The 18930-nt window shown below is 33.0% G+C and carries 32 protein-coding genes; 1 reads left to right on the plus strand and 31 read right to left on the minus strand.

Going from position 1 to position 18930, the window contains the following annotated elements; translation table 11 throughout:
• Positions 1–14: 14 nt before the first annotated feature.
• The 31 genes from H0I28_RS08810 to rpsL form a co-directional block, all read right to left on the minus strand.
• Positions 15–1007, minus strand: a complete 993-nt coding sequence (locus H0I28_RS08810; protein ID WP_165732609.1) for a DNA-directed RNA polymerase subunit alpha — start codon at positions 1005–1007, stop codon at positions 15–17.
• Positions 1008–1101: 94 nt separating this feature from the next.
• Positions 1102–1707: a 30S ribosomal protein S4 gene (gene rpsD, locus H0I28_RS08815; protein ID WP_208890009.1), complete on the minus strand. Its 606-nt coding sequence runs from the start codon at positions 1705–1707 to the stop codon at positions 1102–1104.
• 82 nt (positions 1708–1789) lie between these two features.
• The gene (gene rpsK, locus H0I28_RS08820) at positions 1790–2173 is read right to left on the minus strand and encodes a 30S ribosomal protein S11 (RefSeq protein WP_036825729.1); all 384 of its coding nucleotides are present in this window, start codon (positions 2171–2173) and stop codon (positions 1790–1792) included.
• A gap of 77 nt (positions 2174–2250) precedes the next feature.
• A complete protein-coding gene (gene rpsM / locus H0I28_RS08825) occupies positions 2251–2616 on the minus strand; it encodes a 30S ribosomal protein S13 (RefSeq protein WP_165732607.1) in 366 nt (121 codons plus the stop codon).
• Entirely contained in the window at positions 2616–2732 is a 117-nt protein-coding gene (ykgO, locus tag H0I28_RS08830) for a type B 50S ribosomal protein L36 (RefSeq protein WP_004568720.1), read from the minus strand. Before ykgO ends, rpsM begins: the two co-directional genes overlap by 1 nt.
• Before the next feature lie 13 nt (positions 2733–2745).
• Positions 2746–2961, minus strand: coding sequence for a translation initiation factor IF-1 (infA, locus tag H0I28_RS08835; protein WP_004568721.1), 216 nt, complete (start codon positions 2959–2961; stop codon positions 2746–2748).
• A 1-nt stretch (position 2962) separates the two neighbouring features.
• Entirely contained in the window at positions 2963–4285 is a 1323-nt protein-coding gene (secY, locus tag H0I28_RS08840; RefSeq protein ID WP_165732728.1) for a preprotein translocase subunit SecY, read from the minus strand.
• 13 nt (positions 4286–4298) lie between these two features.
• Positions 4299–4748: a 50S ribosomal protein L15 gene (gene rplO, locus H0I28_RS08845; RefSeq protein ID WP_166382668.1), complete on the minus strand. Its 450-nt coding sequence runs from the start codon at positions 4746–4748 to the stop codon at positions 4299–4301.
• A gap of 14 nt (positions 4749–4762) precedes the next feature.
• Entirely contained in the window at positions 4763–4945 is a 183-nt protein-coding gene (gene rpmD / locus H0I28_RS08850) for a 50S ribosomal protein L30 (protein WP_036783629.1), read from the minus strand.
• A gap of 11 nt (positions 4946–4956) precedes the next feature.
• Complete coding sequence (rpsE, locus tag H0I28_RS08855) at positions 4957–5481, minus strand: 30S ribosomal protein S5 (RefSeq protein ID WP_302849956.1); 525 nt, start codon at positions 5479–5481, stop codon at positions 4957–4959.
• Positions 5482–5484: 3 nt separating this feature from the next.
• Positions 5485–5835, minus strand: a complete 351-nt coding sequence (gene rplR / locus H0I28_RS08860) for a 50S ribosomal protein L18 (protein ID WP_165732605.1) — start codon at positions 5833–5835, stop codon at positions 5485–5487.
• A gap of 11 nt (positions 5836–5846) precedes the next feature.
• On the minus strand, positions 5847–6392 hold the full coding sequence (gene rplF, locus H0I28_RS08865; RefSeq protein ID WP_218731147.1) for a 50S ribosomal protein L6: 546 nt from the start codon (positions 6390–6392) through the stop codon (positions 5847–5849).
• A 9-nt stretch (positions 6393–6401) separates the two neighbouring features.
• Positions 6402–6800, minus strand: coding sequence for a 30S ribosomal protein S8 (rpsH, locus tag H0I28_RS08870; protein ID WP_068451535.1), 399 nt, complete (start codon positions 6798–6800; stop codon positions 6402–6404).
• Between the two features lie 164 nt (positions 6801–6964).
• Positions 6965–7234, minus strand: coding sequence for a 30S ribosomal protein S14 (rpsN, locus tag H0I28_RS08875; RefSeq protein WP_165732603.1), 270 nt, complete (start codon positions 7232–7234; stop codon positions 6965–6967).
• 3 nt (positions 7235–7237) lie between these two features.
• On the minus strand, positions 7238–7789 hold the full coding sequence (gene rplE / locus H0I28_RS08880; RefSeq protein ID WP_165732602.1) for a 50S ribosomal protein L5: 552 nt from the start codon (positions 7787–7789) through the stop codon (positions 7238–7240).
• Positions 7790–7797: 8 nt separating this feature from the next.
• The gene (rplX, locus tag H0I28_RS08885; protein WP_068451526.1) at positions 7798–8100 is read right to left on the minus strand and encodes a 50S ribosomal protein L24; all 303 of its coding nucleotides are present in this window, start codon (positions 8098–8100) and stop codon (positions 7798–7800) included.
• Positions 8101–8113: 13 nt separating this feature from the next.
• Positions 8114–8482: a 50S ribosomal protein L14 gene (gene rplN, locus H0I28_RS08890; RefSeq protein WP_068451523.1), complete on the minus strand. Its 369-nt coding sequence runs from the start codon at positions 8480–8482 to the stop codon at positions 8114–8116.
• Between the two features lies 1 nt (position 8483).
• Positions 8484–8741: a 30S ribosomal protein S17 gene (gene rpsQ / locus H0I28_RS08895; protein ID WP_065320234.1), complete on the minus strand. Its 258-nt coding sequence runs from the start codon at positions 8739–8741 to the stop codon at positions 8484–8486.
• 20 nt (positions 8742–8761) lie between these two features.
• The gene (rpmC, locus tag H0I28_RS08900; RefSeq protein WP_100947456.1) at positions 8762–8953 is read right to left on the minus strand and encodes a 50S ribosomal protein L29; all 192 of its coding nucleotides are present in this window, start codon (positions 8951–8953) and stop codon (positions 8762–8764) included.
• Positions 8954–8964: 11 nt separating this feature from the next.
• Positions 8965–9396, minus strand: a complete 432-nt coding sequence (rplP, locus tag H0I28_RS08905) for a 50S ribosomal protein L16 (protein WP_165732601.1) — start codon at positions 9394–9396, stop codon at positions 8965–8967.
• A 22-nt stretch (positions 9397–9418) separates the two neighbouring features.
• Entirely contained in the window at positions 9419–10144 is a 726-nt protein-coding gene (gene rpsC, locus H0I28_RS08910) for a 30S ribosomal protein S3 (protein ID WP_158841427.1), read from the minus strand.
• An 11-nt stretch (positions 10145–10155) separates the two neighbouring features.
• Positions 10156–10560 carry a 50S ribosomal protein L22 gene (rplV, locus tag H0I28_RS08915; protein WP_068451511.1) on the minus strand — a complete coding sequence of 135 codons (405 nt, stop codon included), beginning with the start codon at positions 10558–10560 and terminating at the stop codon, positions 10156–10158.
• Between the two features lie 6 nt (positions 10561–10566).
• The gene (gene rpsS / locus H0I28_RS08920; protein WP_068451508.1) at positions 10567–10845 is read right to left on the minus strand and encodes a 30S ribosomal protein S19; all 279 of its coding nucleotides are present in this window, start codon (positions 10843–10845) and stop codon (positions 10567–10569) included.
• A gap of 6 nt (positions 10846–10851) precedes the next feature.
• Positions 10852–11676, minus strand: coding sequence for a 50S ribosomal protein L2 (rplB, locus tag H0I28_RS08925; RefSeq protein ID WP_165732600.1), 825 nt, complete (start codon positions 11674–11676; stop codon positions 10852–10854).
• 12 nt (positions 11677–11688) lie between these two features.
• Entirely contained in the window at positions 11689–11979 is a 291-nt protein-coding gene (gene rplW, locus H0I28_RS08930) for a 50S ribosomal protein L23 (protein WP_218731148.1), read from the minus strand.
• Between the two features lie 9 nt (positions 11980–11988).
• On the minus strand, positions 11989–12618 hold the full coding sequence (rplD, locus tag H0I28_RS08935) for a 50S ribosomal protein L4 (protein ID WP_218761442.1): 630 nt from the start codon (positions 12616–12618) through the stop codon (positions 11989–11991).
• On the minus strand, positions 12618–13235 hold the full coding sequence (rplC, locus tag H0I28_RS08940) for a 50S ribosomal protein L3 (RefSeq protein WP_218731149.1): 618 nt from the start codon (positions 13233–13235) through the stop codon (positions 12618–12620). The genes rplD and rplC overlap by 1 nt, the downstream gene beginning before the upstream one ends.
• Before the next feature lie 340 nt (positions 13236–13575).
• The gene (rpsJ, locus tag H0I28_RS08945) at positions 13576–13881 is read right to left on the minus strand and encodes a 30S ribosomal protein S10 (RefSeq protein WP_004568745.1); all 306 of its coding nucleotides are present in this window, start codon (positions 13879–13881) and stop codon (positions 13576–13578) included.
• A gap of 17 nt (positions 13882–13898) precedes the next feature.
• Positions 13899–16016: an elongation factor G gene (gene fusA, locus H0I28_RS08950; protein ID WP_218731150.1), complete on the minus strand. Its 2118-nt coding sequence runs from the start codon at positions 16014–16016 to the stop codon at positions 13899–13901.
• 5 nt (positions 16017–16021) lie between these two features.
• The gene (gene rpsG / locus H0I28_RS08955) at positions 16022–16501 is read right to left on the minus strand and encodes a 30S ribosomal protein S7 (RefSeq protein WP_087522435.1); all 480 of its coding nucleotides are present in this window, start codon (positions 16499–16501) and stop codon (positions 16022–16024) included.
• Between the two features lie 138 nt (positions 16502–16639).
• The gene (rpsL, locus tag H0I28_RS08960) at positions 16640–17014 is read right to left on the minus strand and encodes a 30S ribosomal protein S12 (protein WP_018943587.1); all 375 of its coding nucleotides are present in this window, start codon (positions 17012–17014) and stop codon (positions 16640–16642) included.
• Between the two features lie 206 nt (positions 17015–17220).
• Between rpsL and H0I28_RS08965 the strand changes: the two genes are divergently transcribed.
• Positions 17221–18855: a POTRA domain-containing protein gene (locus H0I28_RS08965; RefSeq protein ID WP_218761444.1), complete on the plus strand. Its 1635-nt coding sequence runs from the start codon at positions 17221–17223 to the stop codon at positions 18853–18855.
• The last annotated feature ends 75 nt before the right edge of the window (positions 18856–18930 follow it).

Consider the following 18930-nt stretch of genomic DNA (forward strand, 5'->3'; position numbering starts at 1 on the left):
CAAATTATGAAAAATTAATCTCTATCTAATTTGTATTTTGTTAAATCCATACCGAAACTTAAACCTTTAACAATCACTAATTCTTCTAGTTCTGTTAATGATTTTTTACCAAAGTTTCTAAACTTCATTAAATCACTTTTGTTAAAAGAAACTAAATCTCCTAATGTATCTACTTCTGCAGCCTTTAAACAGTTTAAAGCTCTAACAGATAAATCCATGTCGATTAATCTAGTTTTTAATAACTGACGCATGTGTAATGACTCCTCATCATACGTTTCTGTTTGTGCAATTTCATCTGCCTCTAAAGTGATACGCTCATCAGAGAATAACATAAAGTGGTGGATTAATATTTTTGCAGCCTCAGTTAATGCATCTTTAGGATTGATTGATCCATCAGTATCGATATCGAAAACTAATTTTTCATAATCCGTTTTTTGCTCTACACGAAAATTTTCGATTGCATACTTTACATTCTTAATTGGTGTGTAAATAGAATCAGTAAAGATTGTTCCTATTGGTGCTGAAGCTTTTTTATTCTCTTCTGCTGGTACAAATCCTCTACCTTTTTCTATAGTAATTTCTGCATTTAACTTTACAGATTTATCCATGTTACAGATTACTAAATCTGGATTCAATACTTGAAAACCAGAGATAAATTTCTGTAAGTCTCCTGCAGTAAACTGCTCTTGACCAGATAATGAAATAGATACAGTTTCTCTATCTGTTTCTTCTATTTGTTTCTTAAAACGAACTTGTTTTAAGTTTAAAATAATTTCTGTAACGTCTTCTACAACCCCAGATACAGTAGAAAATTCATGCTCTACACCATCAATTCTTAATGATGTAATTGCAAATCCCTCTAAAGAAGATAAAAGAACTCTTCTTAAAGCGTTTCCTATTGTTAAACCAAAACCTGGTTCTAAAGGTCTAAACTCAAATCTACCTGTAAAATCAGTAGATTCAATCATAATAACCTTATCTGGTTTTTGAAAATTTAAAATTGCCATTTTTCTTCGTTTTAATTGTTATCCGGTTGCGCGGTTTATAAATGTGAAGAAATATTTATAAACCCTTTGGCCGAATTTCAATGTGTTTAATTTATTACTTAGAATATAATTCTACGATTAATTGTTCTTTGATGTTTTCTGGAATTTGTAATCTTTCTGGTGCTTTTACAAAAGTTCCAGATTTAGTATCTGTATTCCAAGTTAACCATTCAAAAACATTGCTGTTAGAAGCTAATGCATTTTCAATAGCACTTAAAGATTTAGATTTCTCTCTTACAGCTACAACATCTCCATCTTTTAAACTATAAGAAGGAATGTTAACTATTTCTCCATTAACAGTAATATGTCTGTGAGAAACTAATTGACGAGCTCCACTTCTAGAGTTAGAAACACCCATTCTGTAAACAACGTTGTCTAAACGAGATTCACATAATTGTAATAAGATTTCACCTGTAATCCCAGAAGCAGCTTGTGCTTGTTTAAACAAGTTACTGAATTGACGCTCTAAAATACCATAAGTGTATTTCGCTTTTTGCTTCTCCATTAATTGAGTTGCATATTCAGATTTCTTTCCTCTTCTTCTTGCATTTCCATGCTGTCCTGGAGGAAAATTTCTTTTTTCGAAGTTTTTATCTTCTCCAAAAATTGCTTCACCAAACTTACGAGCAATTTTAGTTTTTGGTCCTGTATATCTTGCCATTTCTTTTGTTGTTATAGATAGGGATTATGAATTAAGGCTTACTCCTTCGATAATCTAGTTCCTATCAAATTAAAAAATTAAATTATACTCTTCTTCTCTTTGGTGGACGACATCCGTTATGAGGAATAGGTGTAACATCAATAATTTCTGTTACTTCGATACCTGCATTATGAATTGATCTAATAGCAGATTCTCTACCATTACCCGGTCCTTTTACATACACCTTTACTTTACGTAAACCTGCTTCTTTTGCAACGTTTGCACAATCTTCTGCTGCTAATTGAGCTGCATATGGAGTATTCTTTTTAGAACCTCTAAAACCCATTTTCCCTGCAGATGACCAAGAAATAACGTCACCTTTTTTATTTGTTAAAGAAATAATGATGTTGTTAAAAGATGCAGTTACGTGCGCCTCTCCAATAGCATCAATGATTACCTTACGCTTTTTTGAACTTGCTTTTGCCATAATTTTTCAGTTTTAGTAATTTAGTTTTCTAACCTTATAGCCTAGACTATTATTAGATCTTTATTACTTTATCTAACTTATTTTTTCTTGTTAGCTACAGTTTTTCTCTTACCTTTTCTTGTACGAGAGTTATTCTTAGTTCTCTGCCCTCTTAAAGGAAGACCAAGTCTGTGACGAATACCTCTTTGACAACCGATATCCATCAAACGTTTGATGTTAATCTGTACCTCAGAACGTAGTTCACCTTCGATTGTGAAAGATCCTACTTGTTCTCTAATTGCTGCGATTTGATCATCAGTCCAATCTTGAACTTTAATGCTCTCATCTACTTTTGCTTCTGCTAGAACTTTTTGAGCTCTGCTGCTTCCTATACCAAAGATGTAAGTTAATGCGATAACACCTCTTTTATTCTTTGGAATATCAATACCTGCTATTCTTGCCATTACCCTTGTCTTTGTTTAAATCTAGGATTTTGTTTATTAATCACGTATAATCTACCTTTCCTGCGAACTATTTTGCAGTCGGCACTTCTTTTTTTAACTGATGCTCTAACTTTCATCTGTTTTGTTTTTTTAGTATCTGTAAGTAATTCTTGCCTTTGATAAATCGTACGGACTCATTTCTAATTTTACCTTATCTCCAGGTAGTAATTTGATATAATGCATACGCATTTTACCAGAAATGTGTGCCGTAACAATATGTCCATTTTCTAATTCTACACGAAACATTGCATTAGATAATGCCTCTGTAATTGTTCCGTCCTGTTGAATTGCTGATTGTTTAGCCATATTATTTATTCGATTTTCTGTTGCTATTCCCCGCTTTCATTAAACCATCATAATGACGATTTAATAAGTACGAATTAATTTGTTGCAACGTATCAATTGCAACTCCAACCATAATTATTAATGATGTACCACCATAAAACATGGCCCAACTTTGTTGTACTCCAAACTGAACTACAATTGCTGGTAAAATAGATAATGCTGCTAAAAATAACGATCCTGGGAACGTAATTCTAGATAATACAGAATCTAATCTATCTGCTGTGTCTTTTCCTGGTCTAATACCTGGTATAAAACCACCACTTCTTTTTAAATCATCCGCCATTTTATTCGTAGGAATAGTAATAGCAGTATAGAAATAACTAAAGATGACAATTAACAATGCAAAAATAACATTGTACCATAAACCATTCATATCTTGTAAGCTAGCAATTGCTGGAAATCTCTGAGCTAAAGCAACTGGTAAAAACATAATTGCTTGAGCAAAGATAATTGGCATAACACCTGCTGCATTTAATTTCAAAGGAATATAATCTCTTGAACCTGCAACATTTTGTACATTTCCTACAACCGTTCTTCTAGCATACTGCACTGCAATCTTTCGAACAGCAGTAACTAATAGCACAGTTAATAAAATTACTACAAACCAAACAATAATTTCTATTAAAACCATCATAATACCACCTGCTCCTGCATTTGTTGTTTTAGCAACAAACTCTTGTAAAAATGCAGCAGGAAAGTTAGCGATAATACCAACAGTAATTAATAATGAAATACCATTACCAACACCTTTGTCTGTAATACGCTCACCTAACCACATTGCAAAAATAGTACCTGCAGTTAAAATGATAATTGATGATATCCAAAAAGTAGCACCACTTACTAAAAACGCTTCTGGTCCTAAACCAAATTGTGTTTTAATAGCAGTAATATACGTAGGTGCTTGCACTAACGTAATACCAATTGTTAACCATCTTGTTATTTGTGTAATTTTTTTTCTTCCACTTTCTCCATCTTTTTGTAGTTTTTGTAAATAAGGAACCGCAATTCCCATTAACTGAACTACAATAGATGCAGAAATATAAGGCATAATACCAAGAGCCATTACTGACGCCCTAGCAAATGCTCCTCCTGTAAATGCATTCAATAAACCTAAAAGACCTCCAGAAGTACTTTCTTTTAAAGCTGAAAGTTGTAATGGATCTATTCCAGGTAAAGGAACAGAAGCCATAAAACGATACACAGCAATTAATCCGATTGTAAGAAGAATTTTATTTTTCAACTCTTCAATACTGAAAATCTCTTTTAATCTATTAATAAAATTCATCATTTACGGGATGTTATAAAGTAACAGCTTCTCCTCCAGCTGCTTCGATAGCTGCTTTTGCTGTTGCTGTAAATTTATGTACAGTTATATTTAATTTAGCCTTTAACTCTCCACTACCTAATATTTTAATTAAGTCGTTTTTTCTTGCCAATCTATTAGCAATTAAAGTATCTAAAGTAACTGTATCTGTTATCTTTCCACTATCAACTAAAGATTGTAATTTATCAATATTGATACCTTGATATTCAACACGATTAATATTTGTGAAACCAAACTTTGGCACACGTCTCTGAAGTGGCATTTGCCCTCCTTCGAAACCAATCTTTTTAGAATAACCAGAACGAGATTTCTGTCCGTTGTGACCTCTTGTAGCGGTACCACCTTTTCCAGATCCTTCACCCCTTGCAATTCTTTTTCCTTTTTTAATGGAACCTTCTGCTGGTGTTAAATTATGTAAACTCATTTTTTCTAAATATCTTATTTAATTTCTTCGAAAGAAACTAAGTGTTTAACTGTATTTACCATACCTACTATAGAAGGAGTTGCCTCATGCTCTACAGTTTGGTTCATTTTACGTAAACCTAATGCCTCTAAAGTTCTTTTTTGACTTTGAAGACGTCCGATTTGACTTTTCACTTGTGTAACTTTTATTCTTGCCATCGTTCTTAGGTTTATCCGTTAAATACTTTCTCTAAAGAAATCCCTCTTTGCTTAGCAATACCTGCTGCACTACGTAATTGTAATAAAGCATTAAAAGTTGCTTTAACTACGTTATGAGGATTTGATGATCCTTGAGATTTTGATAATACATCATGAATACCAACAGACTCTAGTACGTGCCTTACAGCACCACCAGCAATAACTCCAGTACCATGAGATGCAGGCTTAAGAAAAACTTTAGCTCCACCAAATTTACCTTTTTGCTCATGAGGTAAAGTTGCATCTAAAATAGGAATTCTAACTAAATTTTTCTTTGCGTCTTCAATTGCTTTTGCAATTGCAGATGCAACATCTTTAGATTTCCCTAATCCATGACCAACAACACCATTACCATCTCCAACAACTACGATTGCAGAGAAACCAAATGCTCTACCACCTTTTGTTACTTTAGTAACACGTTGTACTCCTACTAATCTATCTACAAGATCTAACCCACTAGGTTTTACTCTTTCTACGTTTTTATATCCTTGCATAATTTCTTAAAATTTTAAACCCGCTTCTCTTGCAGCGTCTGCTAATACTTTAACTCTACCGTGATATAAATACCCGTTTCTATCGAAAGCGATTGTTTCAACTCCAGCTTTAGTAGCTTTTTCTGCTATTAATTTACCAACTGCTGTTGCTGCTTCGATTTTAGTACTTGCGTTTATTTCTTTATTTCTAGATGAAACTGAAGCTAATGTTACTCCATTTACATCGTCTACTAATTGAGCGTAGATTTCCTTGTTACTTCTGTAAACCGATAATCTTGGTTTAGTAGCAGTACCAGAAACGATCTTTCTAATTCTACGCTTAATTCTAGCTCTTCTTTGTAGCTTTGATAATGCCATAATGCTATATATTATGCAGATTTACCTGCTTTTCTTCTTAATATTTCACCAACAAACTTCACACCTTTTCCTTTATAAGGCTCTGGAGCTCTGAAAGAACGAATCTTTGCAGCAATTTGACCTACTAATTGTTTGTCAAATGAAGATAATTTAATGATCGGGTTTTTCCCTTTCTCAGATATTGTCTCAATTTTAACCTCTGGAGCTAATTCTAAAACGATATTATGAGAGAAACCTAAAGCTAAATCTAATTTTTGTCCTTGATTAGATGCTCTATAACCAACACCAACCAATTCTAAATCTTTAGTCCAACCTTTACTTACACCTTCAATCATGTTATTGATTAAAGCTCTCATTAAACCATGTTGTGCTTTATGGTTTTTACTTTCTGATGCTCTATCTAAAGTGATAATACCATCTTCGATTTCTACTGTAATACCTTCAGAAATAGTTTGAGTTAACTCACCTAATTTTCCTTTTACGGTTACTACATTGTCTTTTACATTAACATCTACACCTTGTGAAATGCTAATAGGATTTTTTCCAATTCTACTCATTTCTATAGATTAATAAACGTAACATAAAACTTCTCCTCCAACATTCTCTTGACGTGCTTTTTTGTTTGTCATTACACCCTTAGATGTAGAAACAATAGCAATTCCAAGTCCGTTTAATACTCTTGGCATCTCTGTAGAGCCAACGTATTTACGTAAACCTGGTGTACTGATTCGTTGAATCTTTCTAATTACTGATTCTTTTGTTTCTCTTTCGTACTTTAAAGCTATCTTAATTGTTCCCTGAACTTTATCGTCATTGAACTGGTAGCTTAAAATATACCCTTGATCAAACAAAATTTTAGTCATTTCCTTCTTCAAGTTTGAAGCTGGAATTTCCACTACTCTGTGTCCTGCTGCGATTGCATTTCTTACTCTTGTAAGAAAATCCGCGATTGGATCTGTATACATATTTATTTAAAATTGCGATTACGGTTTTCAAATACCTCTATTTATGCTACAGATTTCTCTGTGATAAATGAACCTATAATCAGTTAAAATTCTTATACTCAAAAAAAATAGAGCGTGCAAAGATACACATTCTATTTTTATATTTGAGCTTTATTTAAAATTTTCTACCAAGATGCTTTTTTAACACCTGGTATTAACCCTTGATTGGCCATTTCTCTAAAAGTAACACGAGATAAACCAAATTGTCTCATATATCCTTTTGGACGACCAGTTAATTTACATCTGTTATGCATTCTAACTGGTGAAGCATTCTTAGGTAATTTTTGTAATGCATCATAGTCTCCAGCTTCTTTTAAAGCTTTTCTCTTTTCAGCATATTTAGCAACAGTTGCTGCTCTCTTACGCTCACGCGCTTTCATTGATTCTTTAGCCATTTCTTAATTTTTTTTGAATGGTAAACCTAATTCTCCTAATAATGATTTAGCCTCTTTATCAGTATCTGCAGATGTTACAAAAGTAATATCCATTCCACTAATTTTTTTAACTTGATCAATATTAATCTCTGGGTAGATGATTTGTTCAGTAATACCTAAATTGTAATTACCTCTTCCATCAAAACCATTAGCTTTTATACCGTTAAAGTCTCTAACACGAGGTAAAGAAGCTGTAACTAATCTATCTAAAAACTCATACATTTTATCTCCACGTAAAGTAACTTTAACACCAATTGGCATCCCTTTACGCAATTTAAATGCAGCGATATCTTTTTTAGATAATGTAGAAACTGCTTTTTGACCTGTAATTTTAGTCAACTCTTCTACAGCATAATCTATTAATTTCTTATCTGCAATTGCAGCACCTACACCTTTAGAAACAACTATTTTTTCTAATTTAGGCACTTGCATTACATTCTTGTAACTGAATTCTTCAGTAAGAGCTTTTATTACTCTTTCTTTGTATTCTGCTTTTAATCTTGGTACGTAACTCATGATTATCCTTATTTTTTAGTTTTTTTAGAGACTCTAGTCTTAGTATCTCCATCAACCTTATAACCTACTCTCACAGCTACACCATCTTCAACTAACATTAAGTTAGAAATGTGAAGTGAAGCTTCTTTCTTTACAATACCACCTTGAGGGTTTTGAGCGCTTGGCTTAGTGTGCTTAGAAACTAAGTTAACACCCTCTACCAAAACTCTATCTTTCTCCTTAATGATCTGTAAAACCTTTCCTTCAGATCCTTTATGATCTCCTGCAATTACTTTTACAGTATCTCCTGATTTTAATTTGAACTTCTTCATCTTATATAATGATTTAAAGCACTTCAGGTGCTAATGATACTATTTTCATGAATTGTTTCTCACGAAGCTCACGTGCAACAGGTCCAAATACACGAGTTCCTCTCATTTCCTCTGTAGGATTTAAAAGTACACAAGCGTTATCATCAAATCTGATGTATGATCCGTCTTTACGTCTTACTTCTTTTTTCGTTCTCACAACAACTGCTCTAGATACTTGACCTTTTTTTACAGTTCCGTTTGGAGTTGCAGATTTAACAGCTACAACAATCTTGTCTCCAATACTTGCGTAACGTTTTCTTGTTCCTCCTAAAACTCTAATCACTAAAACTTCTTTTGCTCCAGTGTTATCTGCGACTTTTAATCTTGATTCTGTCTGTAACATATTATTTAGCTCTTTCTAGGATTTCTACTAATCTCCAACGTTTAGATTTACTCATAGGTCTTGTTTCCATGATCCTAACAGTATCTCCTTCGTTGCAATCATTCTGTTCGTCGTGTGCAACATACTTCTTCGTCTTTAATACGAATTTACCGTACATTGGGTGCTTTACTCTCTTAGTTTCTGCAACAACAATAGATTTTTCCATTTTGTTACTAGAAACAACACCAATTCTCTCTTTTCTAAGATTTCTTTTTTCCATCTTTAAAACTGACTATAGAATTATTGTAATTCTCTTTTTGTTAATTCTGTTGCAATTCTTGCTACAGTTCTTCTTAAACCTCTCAACTGCAATGGGTTCTCCAATGGAGTGATTGCGTGAGCCATTTTAAGATCAGTATAATTCTTTTGCAACGCTCCAAGCTTTTCATTAAGATCAGCTATAGATAATTCTTTTACTTCAGATTGTTTCATTTTATTTAGAATTATGCGTTAATATCAAAATCTCTTGCTACTACAAACTTCGTTTTTACTGGAAGTTTCTGAGCTGCTAAACGTAAAGCTTCTTTTGCTACTTCAATCGATACTCCACCGATTTCAAACAAAATTCTACCTGGTTTAATAACTGCAACAAAATGATCTGGTGCTCCTTTTCCCTTACCCATACGTACCTCTAAAGGTTTCTTAGTGATAGGCTTGTCTGGAAATACTTTAATCCATAACTGACCTTCTCTTTTCATATGACGAGTTGCCGCGATACGAGCTGCTTCTATTTGACGAGAAGTTAATAAATTCTGGTCTAGTGATTTGATACCAAACATCCCATTAGAAAGTTGATTTCCTCTACCAGAAATACCAGTCATATTTCCTTTCGACTTCTGTACCTTACGGTATTTTACTCTTTTTGGCTGTAACATTTTTAATTTCTAATTTTAAAAATTATTTTCTTCTACGAGGTTGCTGACGTTTAGATCTATCACCACCACCTTTATTACCACCTTGTTTTTTAGACAAGCCAACTAATGGAGATAATTCTCTTTTTCCATAAACCTCACCCTTCATAATCCATACTTTAACACCTAGTCTTCCGTATTGAGTATGAGCTTCTACAAGTGCATAGTCAATATCAGCTCTAAAAGTAGAAAGTGGAATTCTTCCTTCTTTATAATGTTCAGAACGTGCCATTTCAGCTCCATTTAAACGACCTGAAATTTGAATTTTAATTCCTTCAGCGTTCATACGCATAGTAGCTTGAATAGCCATCTTAGTAGCTCTCTTGTATGAAATTCTATTTTCAATTTGACGAGCAACACTAACTGCAACTAATTTTGCATCTAATTCTGGACGTTTAATTTCAAAAATATTAATTTGAACTTCTTTTCCTGTAATTTTTTTAAGCTCTTCTTTTAACTTGTCTACCTCTTGACCTCCTTTACCAATAATGATACCTGGACGTGCCGTAGTGATAGTAACGGTTACAAGTTTTAAAGTACGTTCTATAATTACTCTAGAAACACTTGCTTTAAATAATCTAGCATTTACATACTGTCTTATTTTAAAATCTTCAGCTAATTTATCTCCGTAGTCATTACCACCGTACCAGTTAGATTCCCAACCTCTGATGATTCCTAAACGATTTCCTATTGGATTAGTTTTTTGTCCCATTTCTACTTTAATTAATTGCTTAAATTTTTACTACCTAACTCTAAAGTAACGTGATTAGAACGCTTACGAATTCTATGTGCACGACCTTGTGGAGCTGGTCTTAATCTCTTTAACATCCCTGCGCTATCAACACAAATTGTTTTTACAAATAACTTAGCGTCTTCTATAGATGCTTCTTCATTTTTAGCTTGCCAGTTTGCAATTGCAGACAATAACAATTTCTCTAAATTAATTGAAGCTTCTTTCGGGCTAAATTTTAAGATTTGTAAAGCTTTTTCAACTTCAACGCCTCTTATCTGATCTGCGACTAAACGCATTTTCCTCGGTGATGTAGGACAGTTAGTAAGCTTCGCGAAAGCACGTTGCTTTCTATCTGCTTTTAACTGATCTGCCATGTTTTTTTTACGAACTCCCATATCCTACTATTTTTTTCCTTTATTTTTTGCACCAGCGTGTCCTCTAAAAGAACGAGTTGGTGAAAATTCGCCTAATTTATGCCCTACCATGTTTTCTGTAACAAAAACTGGTACAAACTGACGTCCATTATGAACAGCAATAGTTTGTCCTACAAAATCTGGAGTAATCATACTTGCTCTAGACCAAGTTTTAATTACAGTTTTGCTACCAGCCTCTACATTAGCTAACACTTTTTTCTCTAATTTATAGTGAACGTAAGGTCCTTTCTTTAATGATCTTGCCATAACTTATTATTTCTTTCTACGTTCTAAAATGTACTTATTACTAGCTTTAGTCTTAGATCTAGTTTTAAATCCTTTAGCAGGAATACCATTTCTAGATCTTGGATGACCTCCAGAAGCACGACCTTCACCACCACCCATTGGGTGATCGACAGGGTTCATTCTTACTGCGTTAACTCTTGGTCTTCTACCTAACCATCTTCTTCTACCTGCTTTACCAGATACTAATAATTGATGATCTGAATTAGATACAACTCCAATAGTTGCCATACATGTTAACAAGATTAATCTTGTTTCACCAGAAGGTAACTTAACTGTTGCATACTTACCATCTCTTGCCATTAATTGAGCAAAAGAACCAGCAGAACGAGCCATAACAGCACCTTGACCAGGACGTAATTCTATACAAGAAATTGCAGTTCCTAAAGGAATTTCACTTAATGCCATTGCATTTCCAATTTCTGGCGCAATAGCAGAACCTGCTACAATTGTTTGACCTACTGTTAAACCGTTTTGTGCAATCACATAACGCTTTTCTCCATCAGCATAACTAAGTAAAGCAATAAATGCAGTACGATTTGGATCGTACTCTATAGTTTTTACTGTTGCGGGAATACCTGCTTTATCTCTTTTAAAATCGATAATACGATATCTTTGTTTATGACCACCACCTATATTACGTGTTGTCATTCTACCCTGACTGTTTCGACCTCCAGATCGTTTTTTCGGAGCAAGTAAACTTTTCTCCGGCTTATCAGTTGTTATGGTGTCGAACCCATTTACAACTCTAAAACGCTGACCTGGTGTTATTGGTTTTAATTTTCTAACTGACATTTTTGTCTTTTCTTAAAGATTGTTATAAAAATCAATGCTTTCTCCTTCTGCTACTTGAACGATAGCCTTTTTGTATCCACTTTTAATACCAGTAACTAAACCTTTTTTAGTAAACTTAGTATTTCTTTGTATTGGATAGTTTAAAGTCTTAACGCTTAAAATAGAAACTCCGTAAGTTGCTTCAACAGCTCCTTTGATCTCTAATTTATTAGCTTTTTTATCTACAATAAATGTAAAGCGATTATACAATTCGCTATCATTAGTTGCTTTTTCCGTGATAATAGGTTTTATTAAAATACTCATTATGAATCCCTATTTGGTTAAATTTGTATTAATTCCTTCTAAAGAACCTTCAGTAATAATAATCTTACTTGCATTTAAAATACCATAAGTATTTAAATCTGCAGCGTTTATCACTGTAGTACCTTTTAAGTTTCTAGAAGATAAATACACATTTGTATTTAATCCGTTCAAAACAAATAAAGATCTTCTAGCATCTAAAGCTAATGCACCTAATAAGTTTGTAAAGTTTTTTGTTTTTGGACTGTCAAATTCAAAATCTTCAACAACTACTAAGTTATTATCCGTTGCTTGAATACTTAAAGCAGACTTACGTGCTAAACGCTTTAAGTTCTTATTCAATTTAAAAGAATAACTTCTTGGTCTTGGACCGAACATACGACCTCCACCTCTAAAAACACCAGACTTGATAGAACCTGCTCTTGCAGTACCAGTTCCTTTTTGTTTTTTTATCTTTCTTGTAGAACCAGTAATTTCTGCTCTCTCTTTAGACTTATGCGTTCCTTGACGTTGGTTAGCCAAATACTGCTTTACATCTAAATAAATTGCGTGATCGTTAGGTTCAATTCCAAATACATCTTTAGAAAGCTCAACCTTTCTACCTGTATCTTTTCCTGTAATATCTAAAACTGCTACTTCCATTATTTCTGAATAGTTACAAAAGCATTTTTGTGTCCAGGAATAGCTCCTTTAACAACAAGTAAGTTCTTTTCAGCAACTACTTTTAATACTCTTAAGTTTTGTACTTTCACTTTATCTCCACCCATGCGGCCTCCCATTCGCATTCCTTTGAATACTCTTGCAGGATATGACGCAGCACCAATAGAACCCGGAGCTCTTAAACGGTTATGCTGACCATGAGTAGCTTGACCTACACCACCGAAACCATGACGTTTTACAACACCTTGAAAACCTTTACCTTTAGATACACCTGATACATCAACGAATTCGCCTTCTTCAAAATGACTAACTGTAATAGAGTCTCCTAACTTAAATTGCTCTTCAAATCCTTGAAATTCAACAACTTTTTTCTTTGCAGTGGTACCAGCTTTTTTAAAGTGGCCATCTAACGCTTTGTTAGAACTTTTTGCTTTTTTGTCATCGAAACCAAGCTGTAACGCACTATAGCCGTCAACCTCTTCGGTTCTGACCTGAGTGACAACGCAAGGACCCGCTTCGATTACAGTACATGGAATATTCTTCCCGTTCTCATCGAATAAGCTGGTCATCCCAATCTTTCTTCCTATTAACCCAGACATTTAGTTAAAATTTTAGACGATAGATCTATTTATCCAGCGCGTCTATATTAATAATTTATTTTTTGAAACAATTGTTTCATTTTCGTCCTTTAAATTTCGACCAAAAAAAACAGCGCAAACAAATTCAACGCTGATTTTGTTTTTCCGTTTTTCCTTCGCGAAACGCTCTGGACATGTTACTATTTCTTAATTTTACTCAAAAAATAGCGTCACCCTACTCTATTTCGGGTTGCAAAAGTATAAAAAACTTTCGGTTTAACAAAATTAAACCGAAAGTTAATATAAAATTACTTTTTTTTTAGAGATTCTTACTTTCGTAAGAAATACTATAAAAGTTTAATTAAACTTTTATTTCTACTTCAACACCACTTGGTAACTCAAGTTTCATTAAGGCATCAATAGTTTTCGAAGAAGAACTATAGATGTCTAACAATCTTTTGTAAGAAGCTAATTGAAATTGCTCTCTAGATTTTTTGTTAACGTGTGGAGAACGTAATACAGTAAAAATCTTTTTATGTGTTGGTAAAGGTATTGGTCCGTTTACAACAGCTCCAGTACTTTTTACCGTCTTTACAATCTTTTCAGCAGATTTATCTACTAAATTGTAATCGTAAGACTTTAATTTAATTCTAATTTTTTGACTCATCTTATATTATTTAGAGATTAACCTTTAGATTTAGCGATAACATCTTCAGATACATTTGAAGGAGTTTCTGCATAATGTGAAAATTCCATAGTAGAAGTTGCTCTACCAGAAGACATTGTTCTTAAAGTAGTAACGTAACCAAACATTTCAGATAACGGTACTAAAGCTTTAACAACTTTAGACCCATTACGATCGCTCATGTCGTTTACCTGACCTCTTCTTCTATTTAAATCACCAACGATATCTCCCATGTTCTCCTCTGGAGTTAACACTTCTAATTTCATTAATGGTTCCATTATTTTTGCTTTTGCAGATTTTGCAGAAGCTTTATAACCCATTCTTGCAGCTAATTCAAAAGATAAAGCATCAGAATCCACAGCGTGGAAAGATCCGTCTTTTAAAGTAACTTTCATTGAATCCATTTCGTATCCAGCTAAAGGACCGTTTTTCATAGCCTCTTTGAATCCTTTCTCTACAGAAGGAACAAATTCTCTAGGTACGTTTCCACCTTTAATAACAGACTCAAATTGTAAACCTTGAACACCTTCATCTGCAGGTCCAATAGTAAATACAATATCAGCAAATTTACCACGTCCACCAGATTGTTTCTTATAAATCTCTCTATGTTCTGCTTCTGCAGTAATAGCCTCTTTATATTCAACTTGAGGTTGACCTTGATTAACTTCTACTTTAAACTCACGTTTTAAACGGTCTACAAGTACATCTAAATGCAACTCACCCATTCCAGAAATAATAGTCTGTCCTGAGGCTTCGTCTGAACGTACTGTAAACGTAGGATCCTCCTCTGCTAATTTTGCAAGTCCAACACCTAATTTATCTACATCAGCTTTTGTTTTAGGCTCAATAGCAATACCAATTACTGGGTCTGGAAAATCCATAGACTCTAATACAAGAGGGAATTTTTCAGCAGTTAAAGTATCTCCTGTTTTAATAGATTTAAAACCTACAGCAGCACCAATATCACCAGCTTCAATATAATCAATTGCATTTTGCTTATTCGCATGCATTTGATAAATACGAGAAATACGCTCTTTTTTACCTGAACGGTTATTTAAAACATAAGAACCTGCATCTAAACGACCAGAGTATGCTCTAAAAAATGCTAAACGACCAACAAAAGGGTCTGTAGCAATCTTAAATGCTAAAGCAGCAAAAGGCTCCTTTACACTAGGCTTACGTAATTCTTTTTCTTCTGTATCTGGGTTTACACCTACAATACCTTCCTTATCCATTGGAGAAGGTAAGTAACGACATACAGCATCTAAAAGAAACTGAACACCTTTATTTTTAAATGAAGAACCACAAACCATTGGAATGATAGCCATATCCATAACAGCAGCTCTTAATGCATTGTGCACTTCGTCTTCTGTAATAGAATCTTCATCTTCCATGAATTTTTCTAATAAGTTCTCATCATAACTAGCTACTTCTTCGATTAATAAAGCACGATATTTACGTACTTCATCTTTCATGTTTTCTGGAATTTCAACAACATCAAAGGTAGCTCCGAAGTTATCATCATGCCATACAATAGCTCTGTTTTTTACTAAATCTACAATACCTTTAAACTCATCCTCATCACCAATATTTAAAACAATTGGCACTGCGTTAGACTTTAACATATCTTTTACCTGTTGACAAACCTTTAAGAAGTCAGACCCTTGACGATCCATCTTATTAACGAATCCAATTCTAGGCACCTTATAGTTATCAGCTAATCTCCAGTTAGTTTCAGATTGAGGCTCTACACCATCAACTGCTGAAAATAAGAATACTAATCCATCTAATACACGTAAAGATCTATTTACTTCTACAGTAAAATCTACGTGACCAGGAGTATCAATAATATTAAAATGGTATGCTTGAGTTTCTGGAGTAGGTTGAGCATTTTCTTTTGGAAAATCCCATTCACAAGTAGTTGCAGCAGAAGTAATTGTAATACCTCTTTCTTGCTCTTGTTCCATCCAGTCCATCGTAGCTGCTCCATCATGTACTTCTCCAATCTTATGAGAAACACCTGTATAGAACAAGATACGTTCTGTTGTTGTGGTTTTACCAGCATCAATATGAGCTGCAATACCAATATTTCTTGTTAATCTTAAATCTCTAGCCATTTCTATTAAAATCTGAAGTGAGAGAAAGCTTTATTAGCCTCTGCCATTTTGTGAGTATCAGTACGTTTTTTTACTGCTGCACCTTCTTCTTTAGCTGCTGCTAAAATTTCTGCTGCCAAACGCTGTGCCATGGTTTTCTCATTTCTCTTACGAGTATATAAAATCATCCATTTAATAGCCATAGAAACCTTACGGTCTGGTCTAATTTGCATTGGTATTTGGAATGTTGCACCACCAACACGACGAGATCTTACTTCTACGTGAGGCATAACATTAGATAAACCATCTTTCCAAATTTCTAAAGCCGACTTTTCTTCGTCTTCTCCTTTTCTTTCTTCTACTAGCTCTAAAGCGTCATAAAACACTTTAAACGCTACAGACTTCTTACCGCTCCACATTAAGTTATTCACAAAACGCGTTACTAACTGATCGTTAAATTTAGGATCCGGTAATAAGACTCTTTTTTTTGCTGCTCTTTTTCTCATGTCTTTACATTAAAAAAGTTAATTAATTTGTCATTAGCTCTTCGTTATAAAAAATAAAAAACAATAGTTAAAACTCAAGAAAAATTCTTAAACAACAACTACTACCTTAAAGATCCTACAACCCTTTACTGATAACTCTTACTTCTTTGGGCGTTTTGCACCATACTTTGAACGTCTCTGGGTTCTACCCTCAACTCCCGCTGTATCTAATGCACCACGTACTACGTGATATTTAACACCTGGTAAATCTTTTACCCTTCCACCTCTAACTAATACTATCGAGTGCTCTTGTAAATTATGTCCTTCACCTGGGATGTATGCGTTTATCTCATTACCATTTGTCAATCTAACTCTGGCAACTTTACGCATTGCTGAATTAGGTTTCTTTGGTGTTGTAGTATAAACACGAGTACACACTCCACGTCTTTGAGGACAAGACGACAAAGCAGCCGATTTACTCTTCTTAGTTATTTTGGTTCTTCCTTTACGAACTAATTGTTGAATAGTTGGCATACTAAATTATTACTGTTTTTCGTTTATAATTAAACCTTTACTCTTTTTTAAGAGTCCGCAAATGTACAATTATTTTCTAATTATTCAAGTATCAGCAAGTTATTTTTTCTTAATGTTTATTTTTATGTTAGTTATTAGGATTTTCTTTTACTTTTGATTCTTATATTTTATCCATTTTGAATAAAAAAATCACTCCTTATATATATATGATACTTGCACTGCTTTCTTATACAGAAACCTTTGCACAATCATTTTCCTTAAAACTTACCTCGTTAAATACAACAGAAGTAAACGTTTTAAATAAAATTAATTATCAAAAAAAACACAAAGACACTATTTTTCTAAACCTGGAAATTAATAGAATTTCTGAGCACTTAAAGAATATAGGATATTTTACAAATACAATAGATAGCATAAAAAAAACGAATGAAGATTACATTGCTTATTTTAATCTGAATCATAAAATAGACAATGCTATTATAACAACAAATAAAGAATTTGAGTTTTATTTAGAAGAATTTAAAACAACAGAAAACACATTTTCCATCCCAATAAAAAAACTACAAACCACATTATTAAAAATTTCTAAAAATTTAGATACAGAAGGAAAATCTTTCTCTAAAGTGAAACTAAAAAACATTACCCTTAAAAACAAAATCCTTTTTGCTCATTTAATAATTAATCCTTCTAAAAAAAGAATAATAAATAAAGTGATTATTAAAGGATATGAAAATTTCCCTAAATCATATTTAAAAAATTACTTTAACATAAAACCTACTGACATATTTAATCAACAAAAAGTTTTAGAAATTTCTGATGCTTCTAAAAATTTAGACTTTATCAAGGAGATTAAATCTCCAGAAATTTTATTCACAAAAGATTCTACATTATTATATATGTATTTAAAAAAACATCAAAATAATAGTTCTGATGGAATTATAGGTTTTGCATCAAAAGAAGATGGGAAATTATTGTTTAACGGAAACTTAGAATTACAATTAAATAATATTCTTAATACTGGTGAAAAATTTGGTTTATCTTGGAACAGTATAGGTGAAGAAAAACAAGAATTAAAATTAAACACAACAATACCCTACATCTTTAATTCTAAATTTAGCCCAGAATTAACTTTCTCTATCTACAAACAAGATTCCACATTTCTAAACTCAAAATTTGATTCACGCATCTCCTACCATATCAATTCAAAAATTAGACTCGCGCTCACGCTAAATTCTGAAAAATCAGAAAACCTAGAAGAAAACCTATCCAACAACATAGAAACCTTTAGCAATTATTTTTTAGGTCTACAATTAAAATACAGTGTACCCAAAAATGACTTTTTCTTGAGCAATAAATTTCACTTAGAGATAAATCCCAGTTTTGGTAATAGAAAAACAACAAACGAAGAAACAAGCCAATTTAAAATCGAAGCCACTTTTTCTTATCTATGGAACCTAAATTCACGCAACAGTATTTTTATCAAAAACAAAACAGGTTATTTAAATTCTGATTCTTATCTTAATAATGAACTTTTTAGAATCGGAGGAGCGAACTCGATAAGAGGATTTAACGAACAAAGCATATTTACCCACAGCTACACATTTGTAAATCTAGAGTACAGATACCTGACCTCAGAAAAATCTTATCTATATACTATAACTGATTTAGGACGCATAAACTTAAACTCTAAAAAGGAAAACCTAATCGGATTAGGCTTCGGTTATTTATTTAACACCAACAACTCACAAATAAACATAAGCCTTTCAACAGGAAAAATAAATCAACAAGAAACCGACCTTAAGAGCATGAAACTTACGATAAACTGGAAAAACTACTTTTAATTATCCATAACAACTTAACATTACTTAACTTTATTTTAACTATTTTTATGAAAAATGATTGCACAATTGATAATT

The organism is Polaribacter sp. AHE13PA, from assembly GCF_019278505.1.
Lineage (GTDB): Bacteria > Bacteroidota > Bacteroidia > Flavobacteriales > Flavobacteriaceae > Polaribacter.